Source organism: Gaoshiqia sediminis (assembly GCF_025907915.1).
Lineage (GTDB): Bacteria > Bacteroidota > Bacteroidia > Bacteroidales > Prolixibacteraceae > Gaoshiqia > Gaoshiqia sediminis.
In genome coordinates this window covers 14270-29996 of sequence record NZ_JAPAAF010000044.1, presented here as the reverse complement: position 1 = coordinate 29996, position 15727 = coordinate 14270, and the positions used below count along the sequence as shown (strand labels likewise).

General features: G+C 45.2%; 13 protein-coding genes. 8 read left to right on the top strand and 5 right to left on the bottom strand.

Annotated features, from left to right (window positions below; genetic code table 11):
- The 3 genes from N2K84_RS18060 to N2K84_RS18050 form a co-directional block, all read left to right on the top strand.
- The coding region (locus tag N2K84_RS18060; RefSeq protein WP_282593235.1) for a hypothetical protein at positions 1-222 on the top strand (222 nt) is incomplete at its 5' end.
- 6 nt (positions 223-228) lie between these two features.
- Positions 229-4026, top strand: a complete 3798-nt coding sequence (locus tag N2K84_RS18055; RefSeq protein ID WP_282593234.1) for a hypothetical protein — start codon at positions 229-231, stop codon at positions 4024-4026.
- 376 nt (positions 4027-4402) lie between these two features.
- Positions 4403-5089, top strand: coding sequence for a hypothetical protein (locus N2K84_RS18050; RefSeq protein WP_282593233.1), 687 nt, complete (start codon positions 4403-4405; stop codon positions 5087-5089).
- Between the two features lie 124 nt (positions 5090-5213).
- Here the strand turns inward: N2K84_RS18050 and N2K84_RS18045 are convergent, their stop codons facing one another.
- Positions 5214-5639, bottom strand: a complete 426-nt coding sequence (locus N2K84_RS18045) for a VOC family protein (protein ID WP_282593232.1) — start codon at positions 5637-5639, stop codon at positions 5214-5216.
- 88 nt (positions 5640-5727) lie between these two features.
- Positions 5728-5985, bottom strand: coding sequence for a TfoX/Sxy family protein (locus N2K84_RS18040; RefSeq protein ID WP_282593231.1), 258 nt, complete (start codon positions 5983-5985; stop codon positions 5728-5730).
- A 166-nt stretch (positions 5986-6151) separates the two neighbouring features.
- Between N2K84_RS18040 and N2K84_RS18035 the strand changes: the two genes are divergently transcribed.
- The 5 genes from N2K84_RS18035 to N2K84_RS18015 all read left to right on the top strand — a co-directional run bounded on the left by N2K84_RS18035 (position 6152) and on the right by N2K84_RS18015 (position 12388).
- The gene (locus N2K84_RS18035) at positions 6152-6919 is read left to right on the top strand and encodes an ATP-binding protein (protein ID WP_282593230.1); all 768 of its coding nucleotides are present in this window, start codon (positions 6152-6154) and stop codon (positions 6917-6919) included.
- Position 6920: 1 nt separating this feature from the next.
- Positions 6921-8096 (top strand): radical SAM protein, encoded by a 1176-nt coding sequence (locus tag N2K84_RS18030; protein ID WP_282593229.1) that lies wholly within the window; start codon positions 6921-6923, stop codon positions 8094-8096.
- Positions 8053-9669, top strand: coding sequence for a polyprenyl synthetase family protein (locus N2K84_RS18025; protein WP_282593228.1), 1617 nt, complete (start codon positions 8053-8055; stop codon positions 9667-9669). The genes N2K84_RS18030 and N2K84_RS18025 overlap by 44 nt, the downstream gene beginning before the upstream one ends.
- Before the next feature lie 11 nt (positions 9670-9680).
- Positions 9681-10529, top strand: coding sequence for a hypothetical protein (locus N2K84_RS18020; protein WP_282593227.1), 849 nt, complete (start codon positions 9681-9683; stop codon positions 10527-10529).
- Between the two features lie 62 nt (positions 10530-10591).
- Positions 10592-12388, top strand: coding sequence for a prenyltransferase/squalene oxidase repeat-containing protein (locus tag N2K84_RS18015; RefSeq protein WP_282593226.1), 1797 nt, complete (start codon positions 10592-10594; stop codon positions 12386-12388).
- A gap of 9 nt (positions 12389-12397) precedes the next feature.
- Here the strand turns inward: N2K84_RS18015 and N2K84_RS18010 are convergent, their stop codons facing one another.
- The 3 genes from N2K84_RS18010 to N2K84_RS18000 form a co-directional block, all read right to left on the bottom strand.
- Positions 12398-13495: an alanine racemase gene (locus N2K84_RS18010; protein WP_282593225.1), complete on the bottom strand. Its 1098-nt coding sequence runs from the start codon at positions 13493-13495 to the stop codon at positions 12398-12400.
- 310 nt (positions 13496-13805) lie between these two features.
- On the bottom strand, positions 13806-15083 hold the full coding sequence (locus N2K84_RS18005) for an adenylosuccinate synthase (RefSeq protein ID WP_282593224.1): 1278 nt from the start codon (positions 15081-15083) through the stop codon (positions 13806-13808).
- A gap of 184 nt (positions 15084-15267) precedes the next feature.
- Positions 15268-15708 carry a Fur family transcriptional regulator gene (locus tag N2K84_RS18000; protein ID WP_282593223.1) on the bottom strand — a complete coding sequence of 147 codons (441 nt, stop codon included), beginning with the start codon at positions 15706-15708 and terminating at the stop codon, positions 15268-15270.
- Positions 15709-15727 lie beyond the last annotated feature (19 nt).

The following is a 15727-nucleotide window of genomic DNA, read 5'->3' as shown; positions in this document are numbered from 1 at the left end:
CAAGGCATGAAGATATCTTTACGGCTCCACTTTTCAATTTTTCGGCTTTTAAGAAATATTTTGAATATGTTTTGTAAATTGGGGTGCGGAAAATATAACAATTACACAGATCACCCCTGCAGCGGAAATAGAAGAGATTACTTTGGGGTGCAGATAACAGAGTTGGCGGTCATTGTAAAAAGACAGCATCTTGATAAAGTATCACACAATACAAAGAAATAATGCAATATGAAACTTGTAACAAGAGATAATCTTGAAAGGTGGGCTGACACTACCTTTTCAAAAGCTGTTCTGCCTTATCTTATTTCAAGATTGGTAAGAGCAACAACACCTGCAAGCACAAAAGCGAATCTTCCTTCGGGAAGTGCAACTTATATTGGTGGTTGGGACGGTATCGTGAATTGTGAAACTGAAACTGCTTACGTACCTCAAGGAATTTCTTTGTGGGAACTTGGTACCACTATTGACTGCAAAGGGAAAGCTGATGGTGATTATGATAAAAGAAAAGCAAATCCAATAGGTTTTACACCTAGTGACTCTGTTTTCATATTTGTTACGCCAAGACTTTGGGCAAAAAAAAGCGAATGGATTGCAGAGAAAAAAGCTGAAAATCATTGGAAAGACGTTAAAGTATATGATTCAATTGACTTAGAGGAATGGCTTGATAATGCACTTTCTGTTTCTCGTTGGCTCGCTTCGCAAGATGGAGTTGGAACATATCCATTTGATGGTATAATGACAGCTGACGAATTCTGGGAAGAATGGTCAATTGGTCCAAAAGGATTGGTTCTTTCACCAGAATCTGTAGTAGCAGGAAGAGAATATGAGAAAGACTTGTTATTATCAGCGTTACAGGGAAACCCAACAATCAAAGGAATAAAAGCTTCAACAAAGATTGAAGCAATTGCATTTATAATTGCTTCAGCAAAATTATTCCCGACAGAAGAGTTTGACCGATTTTTTTCCAAAGCATTAATCGTTGATACAGAAGGGAATTTTCGTGGAATAGTTAGGAACAATATAACCTCTACTTTAAATCTTATTCCAAGATTTGGCGAAGCGCTACCTCTTTACTTAGCAGTATCAAAAGGCAACCACGTATTAGTCCCTCTCGGTGCTGATGATGACTTTAATCAAGAAACAATTAATCTACCAACAATTGATAGAAATGGTCAAATCAGTGCACTAGTAAAGAGCGGCATATCAAATGAAGATGCAGAGAAATTTTCTAGGGAATCAGGCAGAAACATTACTATACTTAAAAAACTTCTTGGGTTTCCGCACTATAATGCAAAATGGATAGAAAAAGAAAACATCCGTGAGATAATTCCGGCTCTATTACTTGGAAGATGGAATGAAACATTTGTTGGAGATATTGAACTAATTGAAAAACTTTCTGAACAAAAATATTCTGACTATTTAGTTATTCTAAACAAATGGAAAAACTTTGAAGAATCGCCCATTATCCAAATAGGTGAAACTTGGAGGTTAACCTCGCCTCTGGATTTATGGACAGCTCTTTCATCTCAACTTTCATCTAAAGACTTCCAAAACATCAAAGAGTGTTATGCATTAGCATTCAAAAACGGAAATCCGATAGTCGAACCCGCGGACAAAAACAGTTTCGCAGCTTATTTCAGCAAAAGAAATAAATACTCTAATTGGTCAAGAGAAGGGCTGACACAATCTTTAATTTTAGTTGGACGATTGAATGGAGTGAAAATTCCCAATCTTAATAATCCCCAAAATTGGGTTGATGATATCATTTTTGATTTACTCAACAACGCAAGTGGAGAAATGTGGATTTCCTTTGACCACGAATTACCTCTTATTTCAGAAGCATCGCCTGAATGTTTTCTCAAAGCAGTAAAAAATTCGTTGGCAAAAGAACAGCCCGAAATAATGGATATGTTTAATGAGGAAGATGGTTTTTTGCACAAAACAAGTCACCACACTGGTTTGTTGTGGGCACTTGAAAATTTGGCTTGGTTGCCCGAATATTTAAGGGATGCGAGTTTGGTACTGCTTAAACTTTCAAGACTTGATCCAGGCGGTAGTTTATCAAACAGACCACTGAATAGTATTTCAGAAATTTTTAAACCTTGGCATTTTCAAACTCTCGCATCGTATGATGAAAGAATGGAAATTCTAAAATACATTACCGAGAAGGAAAAAGAATCAGGTTGGTCCCTTTTAATTAGAATGCTTCCAGACCATCACGGCATAGCACATCCAACACATAAAATGCGTTGGCGAATGTTTGATAAGAATACCAATCTCACTTACACTTATCAAGAAATATGGAATACGCATTCAGCAGTAATAGAAATGCTTATAAACCTTTTTGATAATGATGAAGAAAAATTTTCTCAACTCATAAAAGAAACAACCAATCTTTCACCTAAAGATAGAAAAAGGGTTTTAGATTGGGCTGATGAAGTTTACCCAAATATCAAACAGGAAAAATTTTCAACTTGGGAAGCAATCAGGGGAATTTTAAATCATCACAGGTCGCATCCTGATACCGATTGGGCTTTACCCGAAACCGAGTTAGAGCGATTAGAAAATTTGTATAACAAACTTCAGCCAACAGACATTATTCATAAATACATTTGGCTTTTCAATAAACATTGGCCTGAGTTCCCGGAAGGTTTTATATACGAACCCAATGAATCAGAAAAACGTTACGAGCAACAACAAAAGCGCGTTGATGAAGCAAGAAAAACAGCAGTAACTGTTTTTCTTCAAGAATTAGGTTTAAAACCAACCTTAGATTTACGAAAACAAGTTAAAGAGTTTTGGCTTTTAGGCGGTGCTTTAGCTGACGTAATCACAAATCAGGAAGATGTTCTTACAGTTTGTGAGAATTTGTATGATGAAAAAAATCTCATTGGTTTTGCTCACAACTTTATCTATCGTAAATCAATCATAGAAAAATTTGATTGGATAAAATCATTATTCAAACAACTACAAGAAAAGAAATTTAGTAATAAAGCACTTTCTAATGTACTTATTCCACTAAATCAAAATCAACATTTGTGGGATTTTGTGTCTTCATTAGATGAAGAAATACAAAATGAATATTGGCAAAATATCAATCCGCATTTTTATCACATTACCGATGATGAAAAGGCAATCGGGATTGAAATGCTTTTAAAGCACAAAAGATTCTTTTCTGCAATAGATATTGCTTCTCACTTTGCAAATGGAATATCAAGTTATCTGCTTTCTGAAATGTTGAAAAAGGCAGCGACTGAGGAAGCAAATGAAACACCTCGCTTCAGTGGTTATGAAATAGAACGGATTTTTGAAGAGCTTGACAAGCGAACAGATATTGAGAAATCAACCCTCATTCATTTGGAGTGGCTGTATCTTTCAATTTTGGATTCATACGGTACAGGAAGAAACCCTAAAATATTAGAAGAAGAATTGGCAAATAGCCCAGATTTTTTCATTGAAGTTTTGAAATGGATTTATATTCCTAAAGACAAAGCATTGTTGGAAAAAGAACGGGAAGGTATTTCGGATGAAGTTATTCAAAATAGAGCAAAACAAGCCTATCACTTGCTTCATTCGTGGAAAAAAATACCAGGGATGAAAGAAGATAATTCTATTGATGAAGTAGTTTTAAAAGATTGGATTATTAAAGCGAGAACCTTAGCAGAATCAGCTAGTAGATTAAATGTCGCTGATTCTGAAATCGGTAAGGTATTAGCTGAATATCCTGAAAATATTCAAGAATGGCCACAGGAAAAAATATTTCATATTATTGAAGAAATAAACACGGACAGCTTGAAAAGTGGTTATTCTTCAGCTATGTATAACAAAAGAGGCTCTTCAACAAGAGGAGCTTTCGATGGTGGAGATATTGAAAGAGAAAAGGCCGCCTACTTTGAAAAGTTATCAAATGATTTTAAAAACAAATATCCAAATGTTGCACAGATATTTAAACGAATGCAACAAGGATATTTGGCAGAAGCAAAGCGAATGGACGAAGAGGCTGAAAGAAATAGGTTAGAATACTAACCCCTGCTTTTCCGGATATGCCAAAGTCGGCGGTTGGCTGGATCGATTTGTATCCTAATGAGTTGAATAATATTTTATCTTCCCCTGCTCGTGCCCCTTCCGGGCTGCGGGTAACCGCTAAAGTTGCAACAACAGGGCGTTGCCCTGCCTTAGTGCTGCTGCACCCTTGGTGCGGTGAAGAGAAAAGGCAGTGGGCCGATGAAGTCCCCCTGCTAGCCGCTTTTGCAAAGCAGGTCCTGAAATTTGAGGACGATACTCTTATTCACCTGGTGACTTCAAGTCACCTGGTGAATCCGGAAAGGTTGAGGTAAAAGCCACTTGATGAATGCCCAGCCATTTTATTTTCATAACTTACGGTAAACAAAAAATAACTGTCATGCAGTTTGAGCCCACTCACGTATACCATGTTTACAATAGAGGCAATAATTCGCAGCAAATCTTTTTCTCCCGCGAGAATTACCTGTACTTTCTGCATAAAATCAGAACCTATGTCGTACCGTTCGCCGATATTCTTGCTTGGTGTTTAATGCCCAATCATTTTCACCTGATGCTTCATGTTAACCGGCTTGAAATTCCATCGGATGCTCCGGATGATCCGGCGACTTTTAGTCAACGGATCAGAGATGACAAGCCCCTTATTCACAAGGTGATTTCAAATCACCAGGTGAATCCCGAAAAGGTAAATCATCCGATGGCTAAAACAAGGAACCTGAACCAATCCATTGCGATCGTTTTGCGGTCATATACAAGAGCACTCCAAATTCAGCAGAAATTCACCGGTAGTCTTTTTCAACACCGAACAAAAGCCATCTGTTTAACCGAAATAAACGGCCTTACTCTTGCTTGGTTCCATTCGGCTTTTGGCGCGATTATTAACGTACCCGATTCGGAAAAGGAGTACCCGCAAGTTTGTTTCAATTACATCCATAATAATCCAGTGAGTGCGAACCTGGTGAAATATCCGGCTGATTGGGAATTTTCATCGTATCCCGACTATGCAGGTCTTAGAGATGGAAGATTGATTAACCGGAACCGGGCGAAAGAGCTTGGATTGCATCTTTAAAGTGACATGATACCGGAAGTTTACTGAGCTGGTGACTTCAAGTCACCAGCTCAGTAAAGCCAACTTCTATTCACCAGGTGACTTCAAATCACCAGGTGAATCCCGAAAAAATGGCAGACACCGTCTATTCCAGCAACAAACTGCCTTGTTCATCAAATTTCCAGAAAGGAGCCCAGGCAATTTCCCAGGTGTGGCCGTCGGGGTCGGCAAAGTAGCAATCGTAGCCGCCCCAGAAGGTTTCACGGGGTTCCACGAGCGGGGTTCCGCCATTCCCGGTAATTTGCCGGTACAGCTGGTCCACCGCTTCTTTCGAGTCCATGTTGATGGCCAGCGTAACACCCGGGAAGCCGCTTCGGCCAGGCGGCAGGTTGGCATCTTCGGCCAGGTCGTTGAGCGGGTAAAGGGCAAACACGATACCGCCCTGCCCGTAAAACACGATGTTGTTGTCGCTGCCTTGTCCGGGTTCCCAACCCAGGGCGTCCCGGTAAAAATCGCGGGAGCGTTTCAAGTCGCTCACTCCCAGGGTAACAATGTTTAAACGTGGTTTCATGATTTGACGGTTATATTGAAAAGGGTTTGTTTTCTCGCCACTTGCTCAAAGTCCACTGCTTCTGAAAACTGAAAACTGCAAACTGTGACTACCTCCGGGCCATCTTAAGGAAAGCCTTTAATTCCTCTTTCCGTGCTTTGGGCAGTTGGTGCCAGCGGATGCCTTGTACGGCGCCTTCCAGTCCGCACAGCATACTCAAACAGGCCCCTTCGTCAACGGTTTTCAGGCGAATAAAAGCCTGTTCGGCCCCCATCGCCCGCAGTTGTTCGGGTGTTTCAATGCCCACTTCTGCTAGCCTGGCAGCAACTATTTTTCCGATGTTTGGCAAGTCGGCCAGTTTTTCCATGTTTCTTTGTTTTTGTCAAATTTAAGAAACCGTGTGGACTTTCGAAACGTTATCGGTTTCAATTTCGAATTGTAAAAACTTGTTAATGCCTCAGGGATAATCGGCCCAATGATTTCCCTTTTGGGCAGATTTTAATTTACTTAGCTAACCAAATCCGGGAAAGGGCATGAACGAAACCTGTATTTTATTTTGTCGCTGCGGGGCGGGTGTAATTTCGCCCGGGAAAGCCGACCAATTGGCCGGCGCTTTTCAGCAATTGGATGCCGATGTATTTGAGTTGCGCGATTTGTGCGCTTTTTCGGTACACGAAAAAGACGTATTGCAAACTATCTCCGAAAAGTATTCGCAAAAGCTGATCGTTGCCTGCTATCCGCGTGCCGTGAGAAACATGCTGCGGCAGGCCGGGATAAACTTTGGCGAGTTTGACGTGTTGAATTTCAAGGAACTTTCAACCGAACAAATTTTGGCGAAACTGCAAGAGGAATACCGACTGCAGGAAGGCGCGGCAAGGTATCAGGTGGAAGTGAGCGCCCTGAATGTGCCGGCCTGGTTCCCGGTGATCGATGAATCGCTCTGCACCCTGTGCGGACAGTGTGCCCGCTTTTGCCTGTTTGGCGTGTATGCCTACGATAAGAAAAGCCTGACGGTGGTCAATCCGCTGGCCTGCAAAAACAACTGTCCGGCTTGCGGGCGAACCTGTCCGGCCTCGGCCATTATGTTTCCGCGACTGGCCGAAAATTCGGCCTTGGCTGGCGCCCAACTGGGAGAAAAAGCCAACCGGCCGTCAGCCAAACCCGGCAGTTTGTTTGTGATGCTGAACGACCGAAACCAAAACCGGAAAAATATTTTCAGGCAAGGCGTGGTGCAACTGGCCGAGGAAGAGCGACGGAAAGCGCTGGAGGAAGTACGAAATGCCCTTGATAAGAAAGAATAGTATGCTGAAACAATTGTTGTTTAACACCGATAAACGGTGCCTGTATAAGTTTGTCTATAACCTGGGGGTGAAGGGAACGCTCAGCTTTAACCGATTTCAAAAGCGGTTGAAAAAGGGCGAGTTCTTTCCGGCCTTTCACTTCATCTCGGTTACCGACGACTGTAACCTGAATTGCCAGGGCTGTTGGGTGATGGGGAAGAAGAAAAACAACCGGCTTTCGGCTGAACAACTCGACCAAATCATCACTGAAACAAAAGCGCAGGGCTCCTACTTTTTTGGCATTCTTGGCGGAGAACCGCTGCTGTACAAACCGCTGTTCGATATCTTCCGAAAACACGCCGACTGCTATTTTCAGCTGTTTACCAATGGTACGCTGCTGACGCCCGACGTGGCCGAGCAATTGCGGCAATGCGGCAATGTAACCCCGCTTATCAGTTTTGAAGGAGACGAAACGGTGGCCGATGTGCGGCGGGGAGGCAAAAACGTGTACCAGCGCACCCGGCAGGCCATTGAAAATGCTACCGGCGCCGGATTGGTAACCGGTGTGGCCATGAGCGTCTGCAAGTCGAACATCGATCTGGCCTTGTCGCATGATTTTATTCAATCGCTGATTGACCGGGGCGTACTTTATCTTTGGTACTACATTTTCCGTCCGGTAGGGGAAAATGCATCGGTTGAATTGAGTTTAAGTAAACAAGAAATAGAACAACTGCGTTCGTATATGGTGGACGCACGGACAAAATACAAGATTGCCATCATTGACGCCTATTGGGATGAAGATGGAAACGGCCTTTGCCCGGCCGCATCGGGTTTGAGCCACCACATCAATGCTTCGGGCTACATTGAGCCGTGCCCTGTCATTCAGTTTGCCACCGACCGTGTGGGCGATCAACCACTGGCGGATATTTATCGGTCTTCCCTCTTTTTGAAGGAACTGAAAACGGAAATTCCCCGGAAAACATCGGGCTGTATTCTGATGGAGGACCCGATCTGGCTGGTTGATTATGTGGAAAAGCACGGGGCCATCGATACCTCGGGGCGCAACAATGAGGCTGCCCGTTTACGTGCGATGCCTGTCGTGTGCAGTCATGGCTCGGGGACGCCCATCCCGGAAAAAAACTGGATGTACCGCTTTGCAAAAAAACGCGCCTTCTTCGGATTGGGCGCTTACGGATAAGGATATGATCAAAACGCAACGACTGCTAAAAGTACCGCAGGAGGTGAAGCTGCGCAACCAGCTCCGGCATGAATCACGTTTGCTGGTGGAGCACAAGAAGGTGCTTCCTCCTGCCGATTTCGACCGTCTGGAAGAACTGGCGATGGAGGTGCTTCAGCGTTTGGGGATGGATGAGGAATACCTCGACTTTACCATCGTGCTGTGCGGCAATGAAATCTGGCGCGAGGTGATTGCCGCTACGCCTTTCGACCGCCGCTTGTTGTTGTTGCCCCAATGCCTGAAAAATTCTCAAAATTGCCAGGCCGAGATGGATTCGCTGGGTCTGATTTGCGCTGGCTGTAAGGGGTGTCAGATCGACAGTGTGCTCACCAAGGCCGAAGCGCTTGGCTATACCACACTGGTGGCCGAGGGAACAACGGTGGCTGTTGGTTTGGTGGCCGAGGGTGCCATCGATGCGGTGATCGGCGTAAGTTGTATGCCGGTGCTGCAACGTTCGTTCGGGCCGGTTTCGCGGGCCGCCGTCCCGGTAATGGGCTTGCCGCTTCTTTATAACGGTTGCGAAAATACCAACGTGGACTATGGCTGGCTGTTCGAAGAAATGTACCAGTTGAGGCAAAATCCCGAGGTTCAGCCTTTGTCTGTTTCTCTGCTGAAAGATCAGGTCCAGGATTATTTCACCGAGTTTACCTTGCAGGATTTCTTTCACGCTTATAATGAAACTGAAAAATTGGCCAAGCGCATGCTGGTGATGGGTGGACAACGCATCCGTCCGCTGCTGACCGTGCTGGCCTACCGTTCCTATTCCAATGATCCGCGTGACGAGGTGCAGGCGGCCTTGGCCATTATTATCGAGTGTTTCCACAAAGCTTCGCTGATCCATGATGATATTGAGGATGACGATGATTACCGCTATGAACAGGAAACCCTGCACAAAACGCATGGCATTCCGGTAGCCATCAACGTGGGCGATTACCTGATCGGGAAGGGCTACCAGTTGTTGGCCAATTTGCCGGTTGAGGCGAAAATGCTGGCCGAATCACTGCGGGTGGTTTCCAACTCACACCTGAGCCTGGCTACCGGCCAGGGCGCCGATCTGCTGCTGGATGGCCGGTTCGTGTCAGTTTCTGTCGATCAGCTGCTGCAAATCTTCACCCAAAAAACCGGCGAGGCCGTGAAAGTAGCCCTGTTGCTGGGTGCAATCAACGGGGGCGCCGGAGCAGACGAGTTGAAAACCCTGTCCACTTTCGCCGATTGGTTTGGCATTGCCTATCAAATTCGGGACGATTTGAACGAGTTTCGCGAAAACCAGCAGCCGGAGCATGTGCATCATTTTCCGTTTTTGCTGGCTTTGTTGCGCGAAAAGTTTGAGGAAAACGGAGAGGCAGATCAATTGTCCGGCCTGTCCGGCATGGATGCTGTTGCCTTGCATCAGCTTATTCGCGAGGAACAAGTGGATTTACATGCCGATGCTTTCCTGAAATTGTATGTGGACAAATGCTACCGCGAGCTGGACCAGCTGCAAAACCTGAAACTAAAGTTAAGCCTCTACGGTGTGATGGGCAAAATCTTTTAAAATGAAGGAGCATGAATTCCGTCAAGGTTGAGATTCCCATTCATCTTCAATTTGTTGAATTCGTTGAGAAAGCTTTCGATTTACTGGATACGGAAGCACAACAGAAAGTCAGACAGTTTGTGATTGGGCAACAGCACCCAGGCGGGGCATTTGTTGATCGGGGCGGAACGCCGGATTTGTACTATTCCTTGTTTGGTTTTTGGCTGGCGTCGGCATTGAAAATGAAGGATCAGCTGATGTTATTGCAAAAATACACGTCAGCCCGGAGCGTGGATGAGGAACGAAATCTGATCAACAAGTTTGCATTGGTTCTGATCCGGCAAGGTTTGTCCGGGAAAAAGAAATTGCCGCCAACCTTTTTTCGGTTTTTCTTGAAGCGGGATTACCAGGTGAATTTTTCCTATCAGTTGTTTTTGTTTTTGTTGGTTTTCGATGCCCGTTACGGGCGTAAAAGCTGGCTTTATTTTGTCGCCCGTGTGGTTTTGGGCATGTATCGACTTCCAATCGGCGCTCCGTGCAGTATGCTGGCTGCTTTGTTGGTGGCCAGGCACGAGGTTGGTTTGAAAACAGTAAAATTGCAGAAAAGAATAATGGCTTATTTTGATGAAGCGAATGGATTTAAGGCCTTTGAACAGATGGATTCCGGCGATATGCTGTCAACCGGCGTGGCTTTGTTTGCCTTGCAGAAAACCGGTTTCGACATCCGTTTATTGGCGCCGGCCTGCTTGGGTATGATTCAGGATAATTTTGTGGAGGGCGCTTTTCTGTCAGGCGACGGCGACCCTACCCGCGATCTGGAATACACGTTTTATGGTCTGTTAGCCTTGGGAAGTATAGCAGGACAAGAAAACCGGGAATAGTCATCTGTATTTAACTCAAGCGTTGTCTGTTTCCCGGAAAGTAATGAATTATAATTTGATGCATGACAAAACCAGAACTGCAACAACGATTTGAAGAGCTATCCGCAATCTTGCTGAAGGAATTGAGCCCGCAAGGTTTTTGGACGGGCGAGCTGTCATCGAGCGCCTTGGCGGTAGCGGTGGCTGTTGCCGCTTTGCATTTTCACGATCGCGAAGCTCACCGGGTTGAGATTCAAAATGGCCTGGTTTGGCTTCAGGATCATGTGAATGCGGATGGTAGTTTTGGAGATACACCTGAAAGTCCGGGCAATGTTAGCACCAGCTTGTTGGTTTATGCCGCCACGAATTTGTATGCAGCAACTGATGGTGAGATCACTTTGTTGCAGAAAAAGATTGCTACTTATTTGTCGGGCATGGGTATTGATGTGCGTTCGCCTCAGGTGGCCCGGTTTATACTCGATCATTATCAAAAAGACTATACTTTCTCGGTTCCAATTCTTACTCTGTGCGGGTTGTGTGGCGTTCCCGGCCCCGAAGCGTTTAGCTATATTCCGCAGTTACCTTTTGAGCTGTCTTTGCTGCCCCGCAAATTCTACAGGTTGTTGAATCTTAGTGTGGTCAGTTATGCTATACCGGCTTTGGTGGCCGTGGGGATCGTGGTTTTCAAAAAGAAAAAGACGAATGCATTTTCACGGTTTGTGCGTGGACTTTCGGTGCAACCTGCCCTGAAATTACTTCACCGCCTGATGCCGGATAGCGGTGGCTTTTTAGAAGCTATCCCGCTCACGGCATTTGTTTGTTTAAGTTTGATTGAAGCCGGCTACCGCGATTTGGAAGTGGTTGAAAGGGGTATTGGTTTTTTGAAAAAGACCCAGCGTGACGACGGGAGTTGGCCGATCGATATCGACTTGTCAACCTGGGTGACCAGCTTGTCGGTAAAAGCGTTACGAACGAAAAAAGAGGAAGTGTTAATTCCCCGAATGCAGCAGCAAATCGCCAACCATTTGCTGGCCGTTCAAAATCTGGAGGTACATCCTTTTAATGGGAGTCAGCCGGGGGGGTGGGGCTGGACCAATCACTCCGGTTCAGTACCCGATGGCGATGATACACCTGGAGCCATGCTAGCCTTGCTGCAACTTCAACCCGGGAACGAACTAAAGCAGCCACTGCTGGCGGCTTGCGAATGGCTGCTGCAACTGCAAAACAGCGATGGCGGTTTCCCGACTTTTTCAAAAGGTTGGGGCAAGTTGCCGTTTGATCAGAGTTGTGCCGACCTGACCGGCCATTGTTTGCTGGCTGTTTCTGCCTGTTTGAATGCCTTTGGACAGGAACTGGATTCGACTGCGGCATCCCGGATGCGGTTGGGGATCACAAGGATGGCTAATTACCTGGAAAAACACCAGCGGGGCGATGGCAGCTGGCTGCCGCTTTGGTTTGGCAACCAGCATACTGACGGCCATGTCAACCCGGTTTACGGTACGGCACGGGTGCTTACTTATTTGCAGGATGCGCTTGGCCATTCCTGGATGGATGAGGCTTTTCGTACGCGCTTGCTAAAGCTGATACAACCGGCTGAACAGTTTCTGCGGGCAGTTCAGAATGAAGACGGCAGCTGGGGCGGTGGAAAAAATATTCGCGGGAGCATGGAGGAAACTGCTTTGGCTGTTGCCGCCCTTTCAGGAAGTAGTCCGGATGAGCCCTGCTTACGCGGCATAAGATGGCTGGATGATTTCTATTGTAAAAATGGGTTGAAGGCTTCACCCATAGGCCTCTATTTTGCCTCACTTTGGTACGACGAGAAATTATATCCGCTTACTGCCTATTTGGAGGCAGTTGTGAGGTTATTGGAACGCAAATAACCGGAAGCCCTATGCCTGGCGGATGGTCGGAATGTATTCGCCGTCACTTGTCAGGTAGCTGCCCATCAGATTGGCTGTTAGGCAGCTGTGTACGGGCACAATCTCAACCAGATCGCCTACCTTAAACGAGTTAAAATCTTTGTAGGTCACTTTGATGATGCCATGTTCCTGGCTCAGTTTATGCAGATAATTTCGTTCGTCAAGCAGTATCTTTTGCCCGTTTTGGTTGATGATTACCTGGCCGTACAGTTCTTTCCCGTCAATATTGATGATTGAGTCTTTCGAGGTATGAATGGCCCCGCCATAAATAATCACTTCATTTCGCGACGCATGACGGGCAATAACCGGGCAAACCAGGCGAAGGGCTATATCTTCAAACTTGCAGGTTCCCAGTTTGTATTGCATCAGGTCGTAAAAAATGAAATTGCCAGGCCTCAATTCATCGATTCCGTCAAAGTTGTCACAGATGCTGGCCGAAGGCGTGTCGCCCAAGGAAAGTTTCAGATTGGGCCAATCTTTTTTGTACCGGTTTTTCAGCGACCGCATTTTGAGCAAGGCATCAAAATGATGGTTGAAAATATCGTGGCGGGAACTGGCCTGATAAGTATGTCCGGTGTGCGAAAGAAAGCCTTTGAAATCGAGTAGTTTGTTGTTTTTTACGATTTCCAACAGGCCATCGACCAGGTTGGTTTTATGGGCTGCAACGCCAGTACGGTTGTACCCGGTATCGATTTCGATATAAATACCTGCCTGGAATTTGATGAATTTGTCCAGGAAAACCAGGGATTCTTTATTCTCTACCAGCAGGTTTAGGTTGATGCCGGATGCGAGTTGGTTGATCTGGTCAATTTCCAGGATGTTTACCGGCAAAGCGATGGTGATGTCAGTCCAACCGTTGCGGGCAAAGTATTGTGCCATTTGAACAGACGAAACGGTGATGGCGCTGATCCCAAATTCGCGGAACCACTCGCCAATTATGGCAGACTGGTGGGTTTTGAAATGGGGGCAAAAATCAAGGTTTTTTGCCTTAGCTTTTTCCGCCATGCGGGCAATGTTCCGCAAACAGGTTTCTTTGTCGAGTAGCAGGGTCGGGCGCACGATTTCCATCTTGGTTCTATCCTAAAAGGTTTTTTCTGTCCTGGTTGCAGCCAGATTTTTTAATAATGCCTTTAAAATTAAATAATTCATCGTGTATTTAAAATGATTCTTCATAAATATAACCGGTTAATTTGGTGAGTGTTTGTCCCGGAAAGGAATGGATGGATTTATTGTCATGTTTCTTTATGAACAAGCGACCAATATGTGCCGGGTCTAGTCCTTTTTAATGAACCGTTTGCTGCGGATTTTAGAGGCTACGCGAAAAAGAAAAGAGCCTCTTTTCCGGAGGCTCTCGTCAAAAATGGAAAAATGAATATTTTTATTCCTTATCGAGCATAATGGTTTGTGCCCTGTTTGGCCCTACCGAGGCAATGGTGATGGGCAGTCCTGTTTCTTCTTCGATAAAGGCGATGTAATTATTGAATTCTTCGGGGAATTCGTTTTGGTGGGTCAGTTGGGTCAGGTCGGTTTTCCAGCCCGGAAGTTCCACGTAAACCGGCTTCACATCTTCGTTCAGTTCAAATGGGAACCTATCGGTAACTTCGCCGTTTATCTCGTAACCTACGCAAACCTGGATGGTGTCAAAGTCGTCCAGTACATCCGATTTCATCATAAACATTTCGGTTACCCCGTTGATCATGATCGAGTATTTCAAGGCAACCAGGTCGAGCCAGCCGCAGCGGCGCGGGCGTCCGGTGGTTGAGCCGTATTCGTTTCCGGCATCGCGCAGTTTTTGTCCGGTTTCGCAGTGCAGTTCCGTGGGGAACGGGCCCATGCCAACACGAGTGCAATAAGCTTTGAAGATCCCGTAAACACGGCCGATTTTTTGAGGTGCAATGCCCAGTCCGGTACAAGCTCCGGCACAGATGGTATTGGAGGATGTAACAAACGGGTATGAGCCAAAGTCGATGTCGAGTAACGTACCCTGCGCACCTTCGGCCAATACCGACTTTTCGTCCAGCAGCAAATCATTGATCATGTGTTCGCTGTCAACAATGGTGAACGATTTCAGTACTTCAATGCCTTCCATCCATGCTTTTTCTTCGGCAACCAGCATTTCATGATAGTCGAACTGGTAGAATTTTTCCAGCATTTCTTTGTGCGCATTGACACGGCTGGTGTATTTTTCGTTGAAATTTTCAAACAAATCGCCCACACGCAGTCCATCGCGGCCAATTTTGTCTTTGTAAGTTGGGCCAATTCCTTTCAGTGTTGAGCCGATTTTTGTTTCACCTTTGGCGGCTTCCGATGCGGCATCCAACAGTTTATGCGTAGGCAAAATCAGGTGAGCTTTTTTTGAGATGTACAGGTTTTTGTGCAGGTCGATCCCCAGTTTCAGGATTCCGTCAATCTCTTTTTTGAAGACGATGGGATCCAACACCACACCGTTGCCGATAATATTGGCTTTATTTTCATGAAAAATACCGGATGGAATGGTATGGAGGACATGTTTGAAATTGTTTATTTCCAACGTGTGGCCCGCGTTTGGCCCGCCCTGAAAACGAGAGATGGCGTCGTATTTGGGAGTCAGCACATCGACAATTTTTCCTTTTCCTTCGTCTCCCCATTGAAGACCTAAAATGACATCTACTTTCATTATATGTGGTTTACAGATTTCCAAACATAGTAAACCGCAGAAGTCAGACCTGTTTGCCTGGTTGATTTCTGCGGTGCCGATTTGTAATTTATTTGGCAGATAAAATTACAAATTATTTTTGCATCAGGCGTAAAAAAATCCTCGATTTCGGGGAGGATTTCATTTTATCGTGTGAATAGCGAAATTAGTGGTCAATATGTTCGCCATAAATGTACAGGGTGTGGTGAGAGAGTTTGAAATTGTATTTCAAGCAGGCTTCTTCGATGATTTCGCGGATACGAGGATCGTAAAATTCATGTACGTCTCCCGAATTGGTATCGATCAGGTGGTCGTGTTGCAGGGTGGCAAATGCTTTTTCGAATTGGGCAATGTTTTTGCCAAACTGGTGCTTAACCACTAATTTACACTCCAGCAGCAAGTCGATTGTGTTGTACAGCGTAGCCCTACTCACCCGGTAGTTCTTGTTTTTCATGGAGATGTAGAGCGATTCGATATCAAAATGGCCTTCGCGCGAATAGATTTCATCCAGAATGGCAAACCGTTCGGGCGTTTTTCGGTGTCCGTTTCTCTCCAGATATTCTGTGAACATCTTCTTCACAGTTTCTTTCGTTTTTGGGCTATTCATACTTAAACCAATTTTAAAT

Bases quoted from the DNA above. Each gene is read 5' to 3' on its own strand.
- N2K84_RS18055 (WP_282593234.1), top strand. From the start codon at position 229: ATGAAACTTGTAACAAGAGATAATCTTGAAAGGTGGGCTGACACTACC.
- N2K84_RS18050 (WP_282593233.1), top strand. From the start codon at position 4,403: ATGCAGTTTGAGCCCACTCACGTATACCATGTTTACAATAGAGGCAAT.
- N2K84_RS18045 (WP_282593232.1), bottom strand. From the start codon at position 5,639: ATGAAACCACGTTTAAACATTGTTACCCTGGGAGTGAGCGACTTGAAA.
- N2K84_RS18040 (WP_282593231.1), bottom strand. From the start codon at position 5,985: ATGGAAAAACTGGCCGACTTGCCAAACATCGGAAAAATAGTTGCTGCC.
- N2K84_RS18035 (WP_282593230.1), top strand. From the start codon at position 6,152: ATGAACGAAACCTGTATTTTATTTTGTCGCTGCGGGGCGGGTGTAATT.
- N2K84_RS18030 (WP_282593229.1), top strand. From the start codon at position 6,921: ATGCTGAAACAATTGTTGTTTAACACCGATAAACGGTGCCTGTATAAG.
- N2K84_RS18020 (WP_282593227.1), top strand. From the start codon at position 9,681: ATGAATTCCGTCAAGGTTGAGATTCCCATTCATCTTCAATTTGTTGAA.
- N2K84_RS18015 (WP_282593226.1), top strand. From the start codon at position 10,592: ATGACAAAACCAGAACTGCAACAACGATTTGAAGAGCTATCCGCAATC.
- N2K84_RS18010 (WP_282593225.1), bottom strand. From the start codon at position 13,495: ATGGAAATCGTGCGCCCGACCCTGCTACTCGACAAAGAAACCTGTTTG.
- N2K84_RS18005 (WP_282593224.1), bottom strand. From the start codon at position 15,083: ATGAAAGTAGATGTCATTTTAGGTCTTCAATGGGGAGACGAAGGAAAA.
- N2K84_RS18000 (WP_282593223.1), bottom strand. From the start codon at position 15,708: ATGAATAGCCCAAAAACGAAAGAAACTGTGAAGAAGATGTTCACAGAA.